Annotated in this window: 18 protein-coding genes; 8 read left to right on the top strand and 10 right to left on the bottom strand. The window is 73.0% G+C overall.

Going from position 1 to position 13,762, the window contains the following annotated elements:
- The first annotated feature begins 23 nt into the window (after positions 1-23).
- Positions 24-422: a hypothetical protein gene (locus tag PKE99_RS31275; RefSeq protein WP_037051730.1), complete on the top strand. Its 399-nt coding sequence runs from the start codon at positions 24-26 to the stop codon at positions 420-422.
- A gap of 39 nt (positions 423-461) precedes the next feature.
- Here PKE99_RS31275 and PKE99_RS31270 read toward each other — a convergent pair whose 3' ends face one another.
- Complete coding sequence (locus PKE99_RS31270) at positions 462-1,490, bottom strand: AraC family transcriptional regulator (protein WP_037051732.1); 1,029 nt, start codon at positions 1,488-1,490, stop codon at positions 462-464.
- A gap of 97 nt (positions 1,491-1,587) precedes the next feature.
- Between PKE99_RS31270 and PKE99_RS31265 the strand changes: the two genes are divergently transcribed.
- Positions 1,588-3,039, top strand: a complete 1,452-nt coding sequence (locus PKE99_RS31265; RefSeq protein WP_037051734.1) for a flavin-containing monooxygenase — start codon at positions 1,588-1,590, stop codon at positions 3,037-3,039.
- Positions 3,039-3,896: an SDR family NAD(P)-dependent oxidoreductase gene (locus PKE99_RS31260; protein WP_051738098.1), complete on the top strand. Its 858-nt coding sequence runs from the start codon at positions 3,039-3,041 to the stop codon at positions 3,894-3,896. Before PKE99_RS31265 ends, PKE99_RS31260 begins: the two co-directional genes overlap by 1 nt.
- On the opposite strand, the gene PKE99_RS31255 is transcribed toward PKE99_RS31260, so the two are convergent.
- The 4 genes from PKE99_RS31255 to PKE99_RS31240 form a co-directional block, all read right to left on the bottom strand.
- Positions 3,893-4,375 (bottom strand): SRPBCC family protein, encoded by a 483-nt coding sequence (locus tag PKE99_RS31255; protein ID WP_037051737.1) that lies wholly within the window; start codon positions 4,373-4,375, stop codon positions 3,893-3,895. The genes PKE99_RS31260 and PKE99_RS31255 overlap by 4 nt on opposite strands.
- Positions 4,353-4,706, bottom strand: a complete 354-nt coding sequence (locus tag PKE99_RS31250) for an ArsR/SmtB family transcription factor (protein ID WP_037051739.1) — start codon at positions 4,704-4,706, stop codon at positions 4,353-4,355. Before PKE99_RS31250 ends, PKE99_RS31255 begins: the two co-directional genes overlap by 23 nt.
- A gap of 68 nt (positions 4,707-4,774) precedes the next feature.
- A complete protein-coding gene (locus PKE99_RS31245; protein ID WP_037051741.1) occupies positions 4,775-5,932 on the bottom strand; it encodes a globin domain-containing protein in 1,158 nt (385 codons plus the stop codon).
- 292 nt (positions 5,933-6,224) lie between these two features.
- Complete coding sequence (locus PKE99_RS31240; protein WP_271214949.1) at positions 6,225-6,845, bottom strand: carboxymuconolactone decarboxylase family protein; 621 nt, start codon at positions 6,843-6,845, stop codon at positions 6,225-6,227.
- Between the two features lie 126 nt (positions 6,846-6,971).
- On the opposite strand from PKE99_RS31240, the gene PKE99_RS31235 reads away from it, so the two are divergent.
- The gene (locus PKE99_RS31235) at positions 6,972-7,559 is read left to right on the top strand and encodes an acid phosphatase (protein ID WP_037051745.1); all 588 of its coding nucleotides are present in this window, start codon (positions 6,972-6,974) and stop codon (positions 7,557-7,559) included.
- A gap of 23 nt (positions 7,560-7,582) precedes the next feature.
- Here PKE99_RS31235 and PKE99_RS31230 read toward each other — a convergent pair whose 3' ends face one another.
- Positions 7,583-8,095, bottom strand: a complete 513-nt coding sequence (locus tag PKE99_RS31230; protein ID WP_081924621.1) for a L,D-transpeptidase — start codon at positions 8,093-8,095, stop codon at positions 7,583-7,585.
- A gap of 110 nt (positions 8,096-8,205) precedes the next feature.
- Between PKE99_RS31230 and PKE99_RS31225 the strand changes: the two genes are divergently transcribed.
- The gene (locus PKE99_RS31225) at positions 8,206-8,694 is read left to right on the top strand and encodes a GNAT family N-acetyltransferase (RefSeq protein ID WP_037051747.1); all 489 of its coding nucleotides are present in this window, start codon (positions 8,206-8,208) and stop codon (positions 8,692-8,694) included.
- Here the strand turns inward: PKE99_RS31225 and PKE99_RS31220 are convergent.
- On the bottom strand, positions 8,680-9,117 hold the full coding sequence (locus PKE99_RS31220; RefSeq protein WP_037051749.1) for a hypothetical protein: 438 nt from the start codon (positions 9,115-9,117) through the stop codon (positions 8,680-8,682). The genes PKE99_RS31225 and PKE99_RS31220 overlap by 15 nt on opposite strands.
- 36 nt (positions 9,118-9,153) lie before the next feature.
- Between PKE99_RS31220 and PKE99_RS31215 the strand changes: the two genes are divergently transcribed.
- Together PKE99_RS31215 and PKE99_RS31210 are read left to right on the top strand one after the other, a co-directional pair.
- Positions 9,154-10,104, top strand: coding sequence for a diacylglycerol/lipid kinase family protein (locus tag PKE99_RS31215; RefSeq protein ID WP_037051751.1), 951 nt, complete (start codon positions 9,154-9,156; stop codon positions 10,102-10,104).
- A 437-nt stretch (positions 10,105-10,541) separates the two neighbouring features.
- On the top strand, positions 10,542-10,793 hold the full coding sequence (locus PKE99_RS31210; protein ID WP_037051753.1) for a WhiB family transcriptional regulator: 252 nt from the start codon (positions 10,542-10,544) through the stop codon (positions 10,791-10,793).
- A gap of 229 nt (positions 10,794-11,022) precedes the next feature.
- On the opposite strand, the gene PKE99_RS31205 is transcribed toward PKE99_RS31210, so the two are convergent.
- Positions 11,023-12,522: a sensor histidine kinase gene (locus PKE99_RS31205; protein ID WP_037051756.1), complete on the bottom strand. Its 1,500-nt coding sequence runs from the start codon at positions 12,520-12,522 to the stop codon at positions 11,023-11,025.
- Positions 12,523-12,585: 63 nt separating this feature from the next.
- Between PKE99_RS31205 and PKE99_RS39655 the strand changes: the two genes are divergently transcribed.
- Positions 12,586-12,660: a 50S ribosomal protein bL37 gene (locus PKE99_RS39655; protein ID WP_370467464.1), complete on the top strand. Its 75-nt coding sequence runs from the start codon at positions 12,586-12,588 to the stop codon at positions 12,658-12,660.
- 71 nt (positions 12,661-12,731) lie between these two features.
- Here the strand turns inward: PKE99_RS39655 and rsrA are convergent, their stop codons facing one another.
- Both rsrA and PKE99_RS31195 read right to left on the bottom strand, forming a co-directional pair.
- Positions 12,732-13,067, bottom strand: coding sequence for a mycothiol system anti-sigma-R factor (gene rsrA, locus PKE99_RS31200; protein WP_037051758.1), 336 nt, complete (start codon positions 13,065-13,067; stop codon positions 12,732-12,734).
- Complete coding sequence (locus PKE99_RS31195; RefSeq protein ID WP_037051817.1) at positions 13,064-13,687, bottom strand: sigma-70 family RNA polymerase sigma factor; 624 nt, start codon at positions 13,685-13,687, stop codon at positions 13,064-13,066. The genes rsrA and PKE99_RS31195 overlap by 4 nt, the downstream gene beginning before the upstream one ends.
- Positions 13,688-13,762 lie beyond the last annotated feature (75 nt).

The raw sequence follows: 13,762 nt of genomic DNA, 5'->3' as shown, positions 1-13,762 counted from the left end.
GCGACGACAACGAGGACGGCGACATGAGCGATCGGCCCGGCAGCGTCACCCTGGTGGTCGTGCTCACCTGGGTCTCCGCGGTCCTCGCCGTGCTGGGCGGACTGCTGCTGATCGTGGCGGGGAGCGTGACCGCCGGCGCCGCGGGGCTCACGCCGGGCGTGCTCGTCGGGATCGGCGTGGCCTACGTGATCCTCGGCCTGATCACCGGCGCGGTCGCGTCCCGGCTCGGCCGCGGCGGCAACGGGGCCCGGCTGCTGGTCTCGATCCTCGTGGTCCTGCAGATCGCGGGCGGCATCGCGGCGATCAGCGCCGTCGGCAGCGGCTCGACCGTCACCCAGGCACTGGTCAGCATCCTCGTCGGGATCGTGATCCTGCTGCTGCTCTGGAACGCCCGCGCCAACACCTTCTTCGCGTCCCACTGATCCGTGAGTGCCGACTGCCCCTAGAGGGGCAGTTGCCACTCACGACCCACGCCGACCTGCGCGGAGCCGGGTGGGCGTGGTGCCGAACCACCGCCGCACCGCGCGCGTGAGCCCGGACTGCGCCGCGAGCCCGAGCATCGCCGTGACCTGCGCGAACGGCAGGTCGGTCGTGGTGATCAGGCGGTGGGCGGCGTCGCGGCGCACCTCGTCGAGCACCGCTTCGAAGGTGGTGCCCTCGGCCGCGAGGTGCCGCTGCAGGGTGCGCGGGTGCAGCCGCAGGAGCCGGGCCACGTCGGCGACCTGCGGCGGGGCGGACCCCAGCGAGCGGGCCAACGCGCCCCGCACCCGTCCGGCCACGGTCTGCCCGGGCTCGGCGAAGTGGCTCTCCAGGTAGTCCAGTGCGAGGGTGCGCAGCAGGCGATCGCCCCCGGCCACCGGGGCCGCGGTGAGCGCCGCGGGCAGCCGGAGCACGGCGGCGGGCCGCTCGAACCGGACGTCGGAGCCGAAGAAGTCGGTGTAACGCGTCACCGGAACGAGTGGCGGATGGGCCAGGTGCGCCGATCTCAGCCCGTACGGCCCGCCGTGCAGGAGCAGGATGATCCGGTGCAGCAGCCCCAGCCCGAGGTCCGCGGCCTGCGGCGGGAGCGGCAGGGGCTCGGCGGCCCCGTCGACCGCCGCCCCGTAGCGCACCGCCAGCACCCCGCGCACCTCCTCGGGGTCGGCGACCTGCGCGATCGACAGCGCCGGGCTGTGCACGAACAGGAAGCGCGACGCGCTGGCCAGGGCCTCGCCGAGGGTCCGGGCGTTCTCGATCGCGACGGCGAGCGGGCCGAGCACCCCCGCGTCCTGCCGCTCGGCGAGCAGCAGGCCGAGGTCCGGCCGCCCGAGCTCGGCCGCCGCCGTCTCCAGGAGCAGCCCGGCGCTGCGCACGCCGATCACGGCGTCGTCGCTCGACACGGCCTCGCGGGTCACCCCGAACCGGGCGAGCAGCGCGGCGGAGTCGCCACCCAGCGCGTCGACCAGCGCGGGGAGGCCGCGCAACGACGCGGCGCGCACCACGGGCCCCATGTCGCGTGAGGATAAATCATTGTCGCGCAGGGATAAGCGCGGGTCCGGGCCGGGCGACGACACTGGGACCGGTCGCCAGCATCGAAGGGGAGCTGACATGAACGAGACCGACGTGCTGATCGTCGGCGCCGGCCTCTCCGGCATCGGCGCCGCCTACCGGCTGCAGCAGGAGCGACCGCGGGACCGTTACGCGATCCTCGAGCAGCGCGAGGCCATGGGCGGCACCTGGGACCTGTTCCGCTACCCGGGCGTGCGGTCCGACTCGGACATGTTCACCCTGAGCTACCCGTTCCGGCCGTGGCGCGGCGAGAAGTCGATGGCCGACGGCGAGAGCATCCGCACCTACATCCGCGACACCGCGCGCGAAGCGGGCATCGACCGGCACATCCACTACGGGACCACGGTGCAGAGCGCCTCCTGGTCGTCGGACGACGCGCGGTGGACGGTCACGACGTCCCGTGGCACGTGGTCCTGCCGGTTCCTCTACCTCTGCGCCGGCTACTACTCCTACGAGCGCGGCCACCAGCCGGACTTCCCCGGCCTCGCCGACTACGCGGGCACCTTCGTGCACCCGCAGGCCTGGCCCGAGAACCTCGACCACACGGGCAAGCGGGTGGTCGTGATCGGCAGCGGCGCTACGGCCGTCACCCTCATCCCGGCCATGGCGGAGAAGGCCGCGCACGTCACGATGCTGCAGCGCTCGCCGTCCTACCTGACCGCGCTGCCGCTGACGGACAAGCTCGCCGACACCCTGCGTCGCCGGCTGCCCGCCGGGCTCGCCCACAAGCTGGTCCGGGCCAAGAACATCGCCGTCACCCAGGGCTTCTACCAGCTGGCCCGGCGCCGGCCCCAGGTCGTGAAGAAGGTCCTGCGCGGGATCGCCCTGCGGTTCCTCGACGAGCAGGCCGTCGACGAGCACTTCACGCCGCGCTACGAGCCGTGGGACCAGCGCCTGTGCGTGGTGCCGGGCGGCGACTTCTATGAGTCGATCCGGGACGGCTCCGCGTCCGTGGTGACCGACCACATCGAGCGGTTCACCGAGAAGGGGATCCTGCTGAAGTCCGGGCAGGAGCTGGAGGCCGACGTCGTGGTCTCCGCGACCGGGCTGCGCATGCTCCCCCTCGGCGGCCTCGAGATCGGCGTCGACGGCGAGCCCGTGACGCTCGGCGACACGTTCTCCTACCGCGGCCTGATGCTCTCCGGAGTGCCGAACCTGGCCTACTGCATCGGCTACACGAACGCCTCCTGGACCCTGCGGGCCGACCTGTCGTCGCGGTACGTCTGCCGGCTGCTGAACCACATGGAGAAGCGCGGCTACGCCGCGGCCGCCCCGACCGCGCCCGCCTCGGCCGAGCGCCGCCCGCTGCTCGACCTGACCTCCGGCTACGTGCAGCGCTCGATCGACGCCTTCCCGAGCCAGGGCACGAGCGAGCCGTGGCGCGTGCAGCAGAACTACGTGGCCGACGCGCTCAAGATGTCCCGCGCCGACCTCACCCGCGACATGCGCTTCACCCCCGCGACCGCCCGCAGCCTGCAGGAGGCCTCCTGATGCCCGCGACACGGACGACACTGCAGCCCTACCGCTTCGCCGGCAACACCGCCGTCCTCACCGGGGCCGCGAGCGGCATCGGCGAGCAGCTCGCGTACGGCCTCGGCGACCGCGGCAGCGACCTGGTCCTCGTCGACCGGGACGCCGCCGGGCTCGAGGCCGTGGCCGGCAAGATCCGCGGCGCGCACCCGGCCCGGACCGTCGAGACGCACGTCGTCGACCTCGCCGACCGGACCGCGACGACCGCCCTCGCCGAGCGGATCGCCGCGGACCACCCGCGCCTCGGCCTGCTCATCAACAACGCCGGCGTGGCCCTCGGCGGCCGTTTCCGCCAGCTGACGCTCGACGAGTTCGAGTGGGTCATGGACATCAACTTCCGCGCGCCCGTGATCCTCACCCACCACCTGCTGCCCGCCCTGACCGCGACCCCGGGCGGGCACCTGGTCAACGTGTCCAGCCTCTACGGGCTGATCGGGCCGGCCGGGCAGTCGGCGTACTCGTCGAGCAAGTTCGCCATCCGCGGGTTCTCCGAGGTGCTGCGGCACGAGCTGGTCGAGACCGGCACGGGCGTGACCCAGGTCCACCCCGGCGGGATCCGCACGAACGTGGCGTCGAGTGCCCGGATCGGGTCCGGCGTCGACCCGGCGGAGATCGCCCAGCACCAGGCCGCGTTCGCGAAGCTGCTGAGCTATCCGCCGGAGAAGGCCGCCGCGGAGATCCTCGACGGCGTCGAGAAGCGGAGGACCCGGGTACTCATCGCCTCCAGCGCCAAGGTGCCCGACGTCCTGGCCCGCGTGCTGCCCGGCTCCTACGGCCCGGTCCTCGAGAAGCTGACGGCCCTGCTGGCCCGGCGTTAGAGCGAGACCGCGACGTCCTCCAGGGCGTCGAGCGAGGTCTGCATGCCGCCCTCCATGCCCGACTCGATGTGGGCGTCCCGGTGCTCCTGGTTCTGGTGCTGCACCAGCACGGTGAGCGTGGTGCGGCCGTCGGACTCGGTGAAGTCCAGGGTGTTCACGGCGTAGGCGTCGGGCATTCCCTCGAACACCTCGGTGGTCACGATCCGCCCGCCGGGCACCAGCTCGCGGTATTCGCCGTGGAAGGCGACCTCGAACCCGCCGTTCGCCTCCATGACCCAGCGCCAGCCGCCGCCGACCCGCAGGTCGATCTCGGCCGACGTCACCGTGCCCATCGTGCCCGCCCACCAGCGCTTCACCAGCTCGGGCTCGGTCCAGGCGCGGTAGACGGCGGCGGCGGGCGCCGCGAACTCGCGCACGATCAGGATCTGGTCGTCGGCGGGCAGCGTGACGACGGCGCTACCCCTCGTGGTCGTTCCCATCGGTCTCCCCCGTGATCTCCGCCAGTACGGCGTCCAGTGCGCCGAACCGGTCCTCCCAGTGCCGCGCGAAGCCGGCCACCCAGTCGTGGATCGCCTTGAGCCCGCGGCCCTCCAGCCGGTAGAGCCGGCGCCGCCCGTCCTCCCGGACGGCCACCAGCCCCACCTCGTGCAGCACCTTCAGGTGCTTCGAGACCTGCGGCTGGGCGAGGTCCAGTGCCGCGACGAGGTCGGTCACCGACCGCTCGCCCCGGGCGAGCACGTCGAGGATCTGCCTGCGCCGCGGTTCGGCCACCGCGTTGAACGCGTCGGTGGTGGTCGCCGCCCGTGCCACGCCACCATCGTATTCCCATATGGGAATACGTCAAGCCCTCGACGACGACGACTCGCTGGCAAGGGGATTCAGTCGGCGACGAACGGGTCGTAGTGGATCTGCTCGGGCGCCGCGCCGGCGACCCGCAGCGCCCGCACGGTCGCGGTCAGCATGGCCGGCGACCCGCTGACCACGATCTCGCAGTCGCCCCACGACCCGAACCCGGTGACGACCTCGGCGAGCCGGCCCACCAGCGGGCCGGGGTAGGGCGGCTGCTCCTCGACGACGGGGACGACGTCCAGCCAGACGTTGCGGTAGGTCATCCGGCGCAACTCGTCGAGCGCGTACAGGGCGTCCCACGACCGTGCCCCGTAGAAGACGACGACCCGCTCGGGGCGCCCGCCCTCCCGCTCCAGCTGCTCGAGCAGGGCGCGGATCGGGGTGATGCCGGTGCCGCCGGCGATCATCAGCAGTTCCCGGCCCGGGCGGACGGCGCGGTCCAGCGCACCCATCGCCGGGCCGATCCGCCAGCGGTCCCCAGGCCGGGCGGAGGCCACGATCCCGCGGCTCACGCTGCCGTAGCCCAGCGCCTTGACGTGGAACTCCAGCACACCCGCGGGGTCCGGCGCGTTCGCCGGGGAGAGGTAGCGCCACAGCCGCGGGTGCTGCGGGGTCTCCACGCCGACGTACTGCCCGGCGCGGTACGGCACGGGCCCGTCCTGGCCCTCGACCTGCACCCGCAGGATCGCCGTGTCCCGGTCGACCCGCTGGTGCTCGACGACCACGCCGGACCACCAGGCGGGACCGGCCTCCGCCCGCGCCGCCTTCTGCATCGTCCCGGCGAGGAACGCGAAGGTGTACTCCCAGGCCTCGGCGACCTCGGGCGTCCAGGCCTCGCCCGCGGTCTCGGCGAGGGCGGCGAGGAAGGCCTGCCCGACGACGGTGTAGTGCTCGTCCCGGACGTCGAACTTCCGGTGGTCCCGGCCCAGCTGGGCCAGGAACGGCACCAGCGACGCCGGGTCGTCCAGCCCGTCGATCAGGTGCACCAGCGCGCGGCCGAACCGGGCGTACTGCGTGGTCATCGACAGCGGGAACAGCCCGCGCAGGCCCGGCGCGTAGCCGAAGAGCGTGCGGTAGAAGCGGGGGACGAAGTCGTCGACGTCGAGCTCGAACTCCCCGGCACTGCGGCGGGCCCGCTCCAGGTAGGGCGCGAGGGAGCCGGGCAGCGCGCGACTCTCCGTCGTCATCGCCGGGACCGGGGAGCCGCCACCACGGGCGGAAGCGTAGCCGCCGCCGCGGAACGGGTGAGCCCGGCCTGCCCTGTCCGGCGGCGGGCTGCGCTCAGGCTGCGCCGGGATGCGCGGCTTCCGTCCTGCGGCGCGCCGGCCGGGCAGCGTGATCACCGATCGGGGAGCGGGACGGTCGGAGAACGGCCCTACCCGTCCACGATCCGCCGTCCGCGATCATGGTCGCAGGACGATGCTGCTGGCCCACGACCGACGATCGAGGCTCCGGCGATGCGGGACTGCGGCGAGTCGCTCAGACGTGGGCGTTGCGCAGGGCGGCATTGCGCTCCTTGACCGCGCGGTCCTTGTTGACCGGGTTCTGCGCCTCGTCCGGCTCGGTGCAGCCGGCCTCGACGGCGATCCGGTTCATGGTCCCGAACATGCGGACCAGGTGCGCGAGGCGCATCTCCTCGCCGTCGACGGGCTGCTGGTCGCCGTGCAGCAGGCCGATCGTGGTGTCCACCCACATCGCCTCGGCCTGCATCCCGGCCGCGCGCAGCACGTCCTGCACCCGGTCGGCGAGCAGCCGCGGCGGCAACCCGATCCACCCCTCCAGGGTCCGCGCGTCGAGCGGGAAGAGCCGGTCGCGATCGCGCAGGTAGAGCAGCTCGAGGGCGTAGCCGTGCGCGTAGGCGCAGTAGAGGCAGCCGTTGTAGAGCGAGATGACCATGCCGGCCAGGTGCGTGCGCTGGTGGCCGAGGACCCGCATCGAGACGAGGTAGCGCGGCATGTTCGCGGCGAACCAGCGGACGGCCCCGCCCGCGCCCATCCGGGCGACGATGTGCGGGATCATCCGGGGCGCGAAACCCCACATCCAGCGGCATCCGGCCTGGAGAACGCGGACCGTCGCACGGTCGAGCGCCCCTCCGGCCATCGCGCACCCCTCGCTCACGGTCAGTGTTCGGATCATACCCCGCGGTGGCGGTCCCGGACAGCATCCGCGACGAGGTCGGGACGGAAGTCCTGCACGTCGGCCGCCGACCGGACTAGCCTCCGGCGCGTGGGACGCGTCTTCCTCCTCCGGCACGGCGAGACCGAGTGGTCCGCGACGGGCCGGCACACGGGCCGGACCGACATCCCGCTGACCGACCGCGGCCGCGAGCTGGCCACGCAGGCCGGCCCGACGCTGGAGGCGCTGCGCCGCGGCGACCCGCCGCCGGTGCGGGTGATCACCAGCCCGCGCAGCCGCGCCCAGGAGACCGCGAAGCTCGCAGGCCTGCAGCCCGACGCGGTCGACGAGCGGCTCTCCGAGTGGGACTACGGCGACTGCGAGGGCCGCACGACCCCGCAGATCCGCGAGGACGTGCCCGGCTGGACGGTTTGGACCCACCCCTGCCCCCACGGCGAGACGGCCGCGCAGGTCGGCGCGCGCGCCGACGCCCTCCTCACCGACGTCCGGGAGCTCCTCCCCCGGGGTGACGTCGTGCTCGTCGGCCACGGGCACTTCAGCAGGGTGCTCACCGCCCGCTGGATCGGCCTGCCGCCCGAGGGCGGCGTGCACATCGCGATGGACGCCGCCGCCTGGACGATCCTCGGCGACGAGCGCGGGGTCCCGCGCCTCGACGCCGTCAACCTCCGGATCCCGTAGCCCGGCCCTCCCCGCCCGGCGGGTCAGTGCACCTGCACCTCGTCGCCGACCTGCAGGGCGTTGAAGAAGGCGACGGCGTCGTCGTGGGCGAGGTGCACGCAGCCGTACGACGAGTTCTGCAGGCTGCCCTCGTGGAAGGCCACCCCGCCGTCGGCGAAGAACACCGAGAACGGCATCGGCGCGTGGTTGGGCATGTCGCTGACGTGGTTCTGGTCCTTCCACTGCACGTGGAAGGTGCCGACCGGGGTGGGGTCGGTGGCGTCGCCCGGCATCATCCGCACGGGCCCGCGGGCGACCTCGCCGCCGTCGAGCAGCCAGGCGCGGTGGGTCGCGAGGTCGACGCAGGCGTGCGCGGTGGCGGTGCAGGGGGTGCCGGCGACCGTGGCCGCGGTGCCGGTGTCGCCGCGGGGTGCGCTCTGAGCCGGGGCGGCCTGGGCGGGGGCGGCCACGAGTGAGCCGAGGCCGAGGACGGCCGCCGTCACCGCCGCGCCGCGGAGCCTCCCGGCCGCCGTCCGCTTCACGCTGTGTCTACCCACTCGTCACTCCTCGGTGTTCCTACCCCCACACGTATGACGAGCGGGAGCAGGAGAGGTTGCTCCGTTCGCCGGTGAAGATTCGGCCGCTGAGCAGCGGATATCGTGCAGACGTGACGGAGCGGTGGACGAATCGGGTGCGGCGGGTCGAACCGGGCGACGTCGACGCGGTGGTCGGGCTGGTGCGCGAGCTCGCCGAGTACGAGAAGGCCCTCGACCAGTGCCTGCTGACCCCGGAGCAGCTGCGGACCGCGCTGTTCGGCGAGGCGCCGGCGCTGTTCGGGCACGTGGCCGAGGTCGACGGCGCGGTCGTCGGCTGCGCGCTGTGGTTCCTGAGCTTCTCCACGTGGGAGGGCGTGCACGGGATCTACCTCGAGGACCTCTACGTGCAGCCCGCGCACCGCGGCTCCGGGCTGGGCCGGGAACTGCTCGCCGCCCTGGCCGCGACCTGCGTGGAGCGGGGCTACGCGCGGCTGGAGTGGTCCGTGCTCGACTGGAACGAGCCCTCGATCGGCTTCTACCGGTCCATCGGGGCGGTGTCGATGGACGAGTGGACGACCTTCCGGCTCACCGGCGAGCCGCTGGCCTCACTCGGCGCGTGAGCGCTCGTCGGCCCCCATCGACCAGCGCCGCGCGGGCTCGCTGACCAGTAGCAGGAAGGTGCCCACGACCAGCAGCAGGGCCACGACCCCGATCGCGAGACGGCCCTCGGCCAGCTGCGAGTAGACGAACGGGACCAGCAGCAGCTGGGTCACGATCGACGGCGTGCGGGCCCCGTGCTTCCCGCGCCAGAGCAGGACGGCGCACAGCACGAGGGCGCCGCCGAGCAGCACGAAGTACGAGGCCTCGCCGATCCGGTCGCCCAGGCCGCCCTCGGAGGCGACCCCGAAGACGACGGCCGCGCCGAGCCCGACGAGCCCCTCCAGCCCGACGACGGCGGCCGCCGCGCGCACCTGGACGGGCGGGGCGTCCGGTGCGGTGCGGCGCGCCTTCCCGCCCGGCTGCTGACTCGGCTCGGAGGTCACGACGACGAGGATACGGGCCCGGTTACGCTCGGGAACGTGCGCGCGCTCCTCGTCGTCAACCCCCGGGCGACGTCGACGACCCCGGCGGGGCGGGACGTCCTGACCCACGCCCTGGCGAGCGAGCTCAAGCTGGACGTCCTGGAGACGGCCTACCGCGGGCACGCGGCCGAGGCGACGGCGGCGGCCTGCGCCGCGGGCGTCGAGCTGATCGTGGCGCTCGGCGGCGACGGCACGGTTAACGAGGTCGTCAACGGCATGCTGGTCGACCGCGAGGCCACCGGCCCGCGAGCACCCGACGGCAGCGATCCCGACGCCCCCGCGCTGGCCGTGGTGCCCGGTGGCTCGGCCAACGTCTTCGCCCGGGCCCTCGGCATGCCCCGCGACCCCGTGGAGGCCACCGGGGCGATCCTGGCGGCCCTGGAGCGGCGCAGCAGCCGACTGGTGGGGCTCGGCCGGGCGGACGACCGGTGGTTCACGTTCAACGCCGGGATGGGCTGGGACGCGGACGTGGTCGCCGCGGTGGAGCGCGCCCGCGCGGCCGGGCGGGAGGCCACCCCGATCCGCTACGCCAACACGGCCATCGCGGAGTACCTGCGCCAGCGGCGCCGCCCGCCGTCGATGACCGTGGAGGTGCCGGGGGCCGGCCCGCTGGAGGAGATCCGGCTGGCGTTCGTGAGCAACACCGATCCGTGGACCTTCCTCGCCGGCCGCGCGGTCCGCACCAATCCGGGCGCCACGTTCGGCACGGGGCTCGCCCTCTTCGCACTGCGCCATCTGGGTCTGCCCACGATCGGACGCACGTTGCGCCACATCCTGTCCCCGGACGGAGATCCGCACGGGCGGAACATCGTGCGCCAGGATGCCGTTCCCTCCGTACGGATCCGCAGCGCGGAGCCGCTGGCCCTCCAGCTGGACGGTGACCACCTGGGCTCGAGGACGGACGTCGAGTTCGTTTCCGTGCCCGGAGCGTTACGCGTCGTCGTGTGAGAGGCGCCCCTCGTCGCAGTTCGGGCGGTGTCGTGACCCGGTCGAGTGACACGTGGTGGCCATTCACCGATGCTCGGCGACCACCGAGCAGCTAGGGGCTCGCACCTGCGCGGACCGTGATCCAAGGTAGGTCCTGCGAAAGCGAGGGACTACGTCGGGGTCACCCGGCATGGTCCGCGGGAATCGGGGTAACCCGGCTCCCGTTGGGCAGGGACACTGTCGATCGCACCTCGCGACGGCGTGCGGCACGGATCGATGCAGTAACCGAACGTGTCGGACTTCGTTGCGAAGTGTGGGTGAGGCTCCTCACCCGCCCGGACCTTGTCCCTTGAAGAGCGACGGCGCTCGTGAAATCATTCACAAGCGCGGAAACACCGTGACAGACAGACGTGCGATCGGCGCGACCCCGATCGCGAAGTACGAGGAGTAGGACGATCATGGATTGGCGTCACCGCGCTATCTGCCGCGACGAGGACCCGGAGCTCTTCTTCCCCGTGGGGACGAGCGGACCGGCCCTCCTGCAGATCGCCGAGGCGAAGAGCGTCTGCCGCCGGTGCCCGGTGGTCACCGAGTGCCTGGCCTGGGCCCTCGAGAGTGGCCAGGACGCGGGTGTCTGGGGCGGCATGAGCGAGGACGAGCGTCGCGCCCTCAAGCGCCGCAACGCCCGTACCCGTGCGCGCACTGCCTGAGAACCGAAGAACCGCAGTCACCGAAGAAGTGCCCTGAGGGTCATCCCCACCCTCACCCGAAAGCTCCCTCAGAAGACTCGGAAGAGCGGGCCCGAAGCCGGACGCCACCGGCGACGGGCCCGCTCTTCGTCGGTTCGGAGGAGTGTCACCGCACGCCCCGCGAACCCGTGACCGTCGAGCACGGCACCGGCGCGACCTCGGCACCGGGATCGGCGAACACGCTGCAAGGCTATCGCGCCGTCATCGGCACCGTGATAAGGGCCTCGGTTCCGCCGCCCTCACGGGGCCGCAGCGCCAGTTTCGAGTCGAGCTCGGCGAGCAGCGTGCGCACGATCTGCAGGCCCAGGCCGTCCGCGCGGTCGATGTCGAAGCCGTCCGGCATGCCCCGGCCGTCGTCGGCGATGATCAGCTCCAGGGTGTGCGCCGAGCGGTTGGCCTTCACCACGACCTCCCCCGCCTGGCCCGGCTCGTAGGCGTGCGCCAGCGCGTTGTGCACCAGCTCGGTCAGCACCAGGACCAGTGGGGTCGCCAGCGCCGAGCCCAGGGTGCCCAGCGAGCCCTCCCGGCGCACCTTGGCCCGCACCTCGGCCGTGGCGCCGTCGCCGATCGCGGGCAGCACGGTGTCCACCAGCTCGTCGAGGTCCACCATCTCGGCCACCGAGTAGGCCAGCGCCTCGTGGACCAGCGCGATGGAGGTCACCCGGCGCACGCTCTCGGCGAGCGCCCGGCGGGCCTCCGGGATCTGGGTGCGCCGGGCCTGCAGCCGAAGCAGCGCGGCGACCGTCTGCAGGTTGTTCTTGACCCGGTGGTGGATCTCCCGGATCGTCGCGTCCTTGCTCAGCAGCGCCTGGTCGCGGCGGCGCAGGTCGGTGATGTCACGGACCAGCACCAGCGCGCCGGCGGCATCCCCGCGCGGACGCAGGGGCAGCGACCGCACCAGCATCGTGGCGCCCCGGGTGCGGATCTCCATCCGCAGCGAGGTCCGGCCGTCGAGGGCCGCCTGGATGCGCGCGGCCACCTCACTGGCGTCGAACGGGTCCCGGGTCAGGCTCTTGGTCAGCGACGCCAGCGGGACGCCCACGAGGTCCGTGTCGTGCCCCATGCGGTGGTAGGCGGACAGGGCGTTGGGGCTGGCGTAGGCCACGAGGCCGTGCGCGTCGAGCCGGATCAGCCCGTCCCCCGCTCGCGGGCTCGTGTCGGCACCGGCCGCGGCCGCCGTCGTCGGGAAGGTGCCGTCGGCGATCATCTGGCAGAGGTCCGACGCGCTGCCGAGGTAGGCGATCTCCAGCGGGCTCGGCACCCGCGGCATGGCGAGGTTGGTGTCCCGGGACAGCACGGCGATGACGCGCCCGTGGTGGCGCACCGGGATCGTCTCGCGGCGCACCGGCACCTCCAGGTGCCAGCGCGGCTCCTCCTCGCGGCAGATCCGCCCCTCGACGACGGCCCGGCGCAGCTGCGGGTTGTCCAGCGGGTTCACCCGGGCGCCCACGGCGTCCTCCGGGTGGGCCGTGGGGGCCGTGGTGGGGCGGGCCTGGGCCACGCAGAGGAACTCCTCCGGGCCGCCCGCCATCTCGACGTCGGCGTCCTGCGGCAGCGGGATCCAGAGCAGGAAGTCGGCGAACGACATGTCCGCGAGCAGCTGCCACTCGGCGACGACCCGCTGCAGGTGTTCGACGGCGTCCCCGGGGAGGCTCGTGTGCTCGGCCAGCAGTTCGCTCAGGGTCGACACGGGCTCATCCAATCACGTGGGACACTGGGTCCAGTCCTGCGTACTTGTGAAGGAGGGACGAGCATGTCGAAGCGCGCGCGCAAGCGTCGCGACCGCAAGAAGGGCGGCGCGAACCACGGCAAGCGGCCCAACACCTGAGGCCCTGCCCCTGGCACGCGAACGGCCCCTCCGCTCCGCTCGGAGCCGAGGGGCCGTTCGTGTGTGGTCGATCAGGCGCGACGTTCGATCCGGGTGGTGCGGACCTCGACGGTCGTGCCGCCGGGCCCGGACTCCACGCTCACCTCGGCCTGCTCCAGCACCGCGGTGCGGATCTGCCGGCGCAGCCGGTCCTTCAGCCCGTCCGGCGCGATCTCGCCGCTGCACTTGCGGGCGAGGAGCTGCTTGAGCTTCTCGTCGATCCCGTACTCCTGCAGGCACGGCGCGCACTCGTCGAGGTGCTGCACGAGCTGGCGCTTGCGCTCCTGGTCGCACTCGCCGTCGAGATACAGCCACACCTCCGCGAGCACCTCGGAGCAGTCGGTGTCGTGGTGGTTGCCGCAGCTCATGAGCTCGTCACCTCCTGCTCACCCCGGATGAAGCCGCGCTCCCGAGCCGTGTCGGTGAGCATGTCGCGGAGCTGCCGGCGCCCGCGGTGCAGGCGGGACATCACGGTGCCGATCGGCGTCCCCATGATCTCGGCGATCTCCTTGTAGGCGAACCCCTCGACGTCGGCCAGGTATACCGCCATCCGGAAGTCCTCGGGAAGCCGCTGCAGGGCTTCCTTCACGTCCGAATCGGGAAGGTTGTCCAGCGCCTCGACCTCGGCCGAGCGCAGCCCCGTCGACGAGTGCTCACCGGCCTGGGCGAGCTGCCAGTCCGTGATCTCGTCCGTGGGCGCCTGGATCGGCTGACGCTGCCGCTTGCGGTACCCGTTGATGTAGGTGTTCGTCAGGATCCGGTACAGCCACGCCTTGAGGTTCGTGCCCTCGCGGAAGGTCCGGAACGCCGAGTACGCCTTGAGATAGGTCTCCTGGACCAGGTCCTCGGCGTCGGCCGGGTTGCGGGTCATCCGCAGGGCTGCGCCGTAGAGCTGGTCGAGCATCGGCATCGCGTCCCGCTCGAACCGGGAGGCGCGCTCGGCCTCGGTCTCCTCCGGGGCCCGGTCCAACGAGTCGCTCTCGTCCACCCGGTCCGGGTCCTGCCCCGGGTCCTGCCCCGTCTCGGCCGCCGTCTCGTCCGGCACCGCGCTCCTCTCCCCCGC

This window comes from Pseudonocardia halophobica (genome assembly GCF_027922425.1).
GTDB classification, from domain to species: domain Bacteria; phylum Actinomycetota; class Actinomycetes; order Mycobacteriales; family Pseudonocardiaceae; genus Pseudonocardia; species Pseudonocardia halophobica.
The sequence above is the reverse complement of the archived record's forward strand: the minus strand, read 5'-3'. Positions and strand labels throughout refer to the sequence as shown.